The sequence below is a fragment of the Campylobacter sp. MIT 21-1684 genome (assembly GCF_026241315.1).
Taxonomy (GTDB): domain Bacteria; phylum Campylobacterota; class Campylobacteria; order Campylobacterales; family Campylobacteraceae; genus Campylobacter_D.
In genome coordinates this window covers 1-1,406 of sequence record NZ_JAPHNA010000049.1, presented here as the reverse complement: position 1 = coordinate 1,406, position 1,406 = coordinate 1, and the positions used below count along the sequence as shown (strand labels likewise).

At 33.2% G+C, this 1,406-nt stretch carries 1 protein-coding gene; it reads left to right on the top strand.

Annotated elements, in window-relative coordinates; all coding sequences use genetic code 11:
- Nucleotides 1-12: 12 nt before the first annotated feature.
- The coding region (locus OQH62_RS08470; RefSeq protein ID WP_266016118.1) for a contractile injection system protein, VgrG/Pvc8 family at nucleotides 13-1,406 on the top strand (1,394 nt) is incomplete at its 3' end.

Genomic DNA, 1,406 nt, shown 5'->3' with positions numbered 1-1,406 from the left:
AAAGGATAACCTATGAATCATAACTCTTACCTCTCCTTAACACTCAATAGCACTTCTTCTACTCCCCTCTCCTTTACTATCACTAAAGCCCATATCAAAGAGAGTTTAGAATCTCCTTTTTGCATTACTTGTGAGGGATATAGAGAAAGCTTAGAAGAGCATCCTTTTACTTTAGAATCCTTTGCTTCTTTAGAGAGAAACAAAGAGAATGCTTTAAACTCTTTTCCACATAAAGAGAGTGCTTTGAACTTTCACCCTAATGCTTTAATCAATCAAGAAGCAAGCTTTAGAATTACTAATCCCTACCCTCAAAGTTCTCACACTTTAGATTTTACAAACAATGTCCTAGAAACTCTAAAAGAAAGCAATCAAACAAATAAAGATTCTCAAAACTCTAAAGAATCTTTAGACTCTTTAGAGAAAGCAAAAGAATATCAAGGCATACTCTTTAGTGTAGAGTATCTAGGATTGAATGCTAATAGCAGTGCTAATGTTTTGCATAGAGGCAGTCGTACTCCTTCTTTCAATCATAAGCATTTCTTTCAATTTACTCTGTATTCTCCTCTTTATAGAATGTCTTTGAATAAGGCAAATAGAATCTATACCAATAAGAGTGTTGTAGAAGTGATACAAATCATACTAGCCTTTTATGAACACGATATAATAAAACCTTTCAATTTCTCTGGCATTACTCTAAGCTATCCAAAGCTAGAACTCATTTCTCAATATGAGGAGAGTGATTTAGACTTTATAACAAGGTTAGCCCATAATAATGGCATATACTTTTGTGATGTTGGAGGAAGTATATGCTTTTATGACAGAGCACAAAGACACTCATCAAGCAGAGAGCTTCCTTTTAATCCTAATATCAATAATACTTTAAATGAACCTTGTATCTCTAGTGTGTATAAGCAGCAAACCTTAAGAGCTAATGCTTTTACTCAAAGCACTCAGAATGCTTTCAATCCTTTTGCCTTACAAAGTCTCACTCAAAACACTGAAGGCTTTGAAGAAGAGAGTGATGCTAATTGGCATAGTTATAGCAGTGAATACTCTTTTACTCAAAGCAGTGATTTAAAAACCCCTGTGTCTTTACAAGAAAAAAGAGTACAAGTACTCAAACAGAGTCTCAAAGCACAGAGTAATATCTATGATCTCACTCTCAATGAAAACATTACTCTAAACTTCTCTTCAAGTTTTAAAGACAATAAAGAGAATCTAAGAGAATTTATTATTATAGCAATGGAGCAAGTTCTTCTCAATGAAGCCCTCTTAGAGAATAGTTTTAATTCTAATGACAATCGTATAAAGAAAGAGAATGCAAAGTCTATGAAAGAAAATGTTACTTCTTTCATAGAACAGAGAAGTAAAAAGAGTGAGAGTTTGAATCCTCAAACTACTTCTAA